The sequence below is a fragment of the Agromyces subbeticus DSM 16689 genome (genome assembly GCF_000421565.1).
Lineage (GTDB): Bacteria > Actinomycetota > Actinomycetes > Actinomycetales > Microbacteriaceae > Agromyces > Agromyces subbeticus.
Map to the genome: position 1 here is coordinate 1 of NZ_ATXG01000033.1, position 2,594 is coordinate 2,594.

Annotated in this window: 2 protein-coding genes; both read right to left on the minus strand. The window is 67.0% G+C overall.

Annotated elements, in window-relative coordinates:
- Positions 1-171: 171 nt before the first annotated feature.
- Positions 172-306: a hypothetical protein gene (locus H521_RS26625; protein WP_022893963.1), complete on the minus strand. Its 135-nt coding sequence runs from the start codon at positions 304-306 to the stop codon at positions 172-174.
- Positions 307-362: 56 nt separating this feature from the next.
- A partial coding sequence (locus H521_RS24725) for an ATP-dependent Clp protease ATP-binding subunit (RefSeq protein ID WP_022894862.1) occupies positions 363-2,594 on the minus strand: 2,232 nt, incomplete at its 5' end.

Below are 2,594 nucleotides of genomic sequence, written 5' to 3' on the forward strand. Positions count from 1 at the left end.
AGCAGCAGCGAGGCGGTGAACGGGGTCGCGAAGCCGACGGTCACGATCAGGTCGTAGACGGCGCCCGCTCGCCCCCAGCGCGGGCGTACGTAGTCGGTGGCGGTGGTCGGACTGGCGAGTGCGAGTGCGTCGGTCATTCCGTCATGATCGACCCTGCACCATGGTGCAGGGTCAAGTCCGCGCACCCGGCCGGTGCACGCCGCAGACGACGGCGCGCTGGTCGAGTCGGTGCACGCCGCAGACGACGGCGCGCTGGTCGAGTCGGTGCACGCCGCAGACGACGGCGCGCTGGTCGAGTCGGTGCACGCCGCAGACGACGAAGGGGCGGATGCCGCAGCATCCGCCCCTTCGTGTCGTTCCGGCTACTCGCCCGACGCAGCCGCCAGGTCGGGGCTCACCGGACCGGTGCCGATGGCAGCGGCCGTGTTCACGCCGAGGCCCACGGGGAGCTCGCGCTGCGTGGTCGTGAAGAGGAACTCGCCGTCTTTGAAGTCGACGTGCACGTGATCGCCCGAATTGAGCTCGCCGTGCAGGATCTTCTCGGAGAGCCGGTCTTCGACCTCGTGCTGCACGGCGCGGCGCAGCGGGCGAGCACCGAGCGACGGGTCGAACCCGACCTCGATGAGCCGCTCCTTGGCCGCCTGCGTGAGCTCGACCGTCATGTCGCGGTCGAGCATGCGCTCGCTGAGGCGTTTGATGAAGAGGTCGACGATCTGCAGCAGCTCGGGCTTGGAGAGCTGCGGGAACACGATGACCTCGTCGACGCGGTTCAGGAACTCGGGCTTGAAGTGCTTCTTCAGCTCCTCTTTCACCTTGCCGCTCATGAGGTCGTAACCCGTGCGGGTGTCGCCCTCGAGCGCGAAGCCCACCGGGCCGCTCGAGATGTCTTTCGTGCCGAGGTTGGTCGTCATGATGATGACCGTGTTCTTGAAGTCGACGACCCGGCCCTGACCATCGGTCAACCGACCCTCTTCGAGGATCTGCAGGAGCGAGTTGAAGATGTCGGGGTGCGCCTTCTCGATCTCATCGAAGAGCACGACGCTGAACGGCTTGCGACGAACCTTCTCGGTGAGCTGGCCGCCCTCTTCGAAGCCGACGAACCCGGGAGGGGCGCCGAACAGTCGCGAGACCGTGTGCTTCTCGCCGTACTCCGACATGTCGAGCGAGATCATCGCCGCCTCGTCGTCGAACAGGAACTCGGCGAGCGCCTTGGCGAGCTCGGTCTTGCCGACGCCGGTGGGGCCGGCGAAGATGAACGAGCCCGATGGGCGCTTCGGGTCTTTCAGCCCGGCACGCGTGCGGCGGATCGTCTTGGCGAGGGCCGAGATGGCCTCTTCCTGACCGATGACGCGCTCGTGCAGCGCCTTCTCCATGAAGACGAGTCGCGACGACTCCTCTTCGGTGAGCTTGAAGACGGGGATGCCGGTGGCCTGCGCGAGCACCTCGGCGATCAGGCCCTCGTCGACGACCGCCGTGGTCTTGACGTCGCCCGACTTCCACTGCTTCTCGAGGCGCAGTCGCTCGCCGAGCAGGTTCTTCTCCTCGTCGCGCAACGACGCGGCCTTCTCGAAGTCCTGCTCTTCGATCGCGGTCTCTTTCGCGGCACGAACGACGGCGATCTTCTCGTCGAACTCGCGCAGCTCGGGCGGGCTCGAGAGGATCGAGAGGCGCAGGCGTGCGCCGGCCTCATCGATCAGGTCGATCGCCTTGTCGGGGAGGAACCGGTCGGAGACGTAACGGTCGGCGAGGTTCGCCGCGGCCACGAGGGCGCCATCGGTGATGGAGACCTTGTGGTGCGCCTCGTAGCGGTCGCGCAGCCCCTTGAGGATGTTGATCGTGTGGGGCAGGCTCGGCTCGGCGACCTGGATCGGCTGGAAGCGACGCTCGAGCGCGGCGTCCTTCTCGAAGTGCTTGCGGTACTCGTCGAGCGTGGTCGCACCGATCGTCTGCAGCTCGCCGCGAGCGAGGAGCGGCTTCAGGATCGACGCGGCGTCGATGGCGCCCTCGGCGGCACCGGCACCCACGAGGGTGTGGATCTCGTCGATGAAGACGATGATGTCGCCGCGCGTACGGATCTCTTTCGTGACCTTCTTCAGGCGCTCTTCGAAGTCACCGCGGTAGCGGGAGCCGGCGATGAGCGAGCCCAGGTCGAGCGAGTAGAGCTGCTTGTCTTTCAGCGTCTCTGGCACCTCGCCCTTGACGATCGCCTGTGCGAGGCCCTCGACGACGGCGGTCTTGCCGACGCCGGGCTCGCCGATCAGCACGGGGTTGTTCTTCGAGCGACGCGAGAGGATCTGCATGACCCGCTCGATCTCCTTCTCGCGCCCGATCACGGGGTCGAGCTTCGACTCGCGCGCGGCCTGCGTGAGGTTGCGGCCGAACTGGTCGAGGATCTGCGAGCCGCCCTGCGGCGTCTGCTGCTCGTTGGCCCCGACCTGCACCTGCTCTTTGCCCTGGTAGCCCGAGAGCAACTGGATGACCTGCTGGCGCACGCGGTTGAGGTCGGCGCCGAGCTTGACGAGCACCTGTGCGGCGACGCCCTCGCCCTCGCGAATGAGGCCGAGCAGGATGTGCTCGGTGCCGATGTAGTTGTG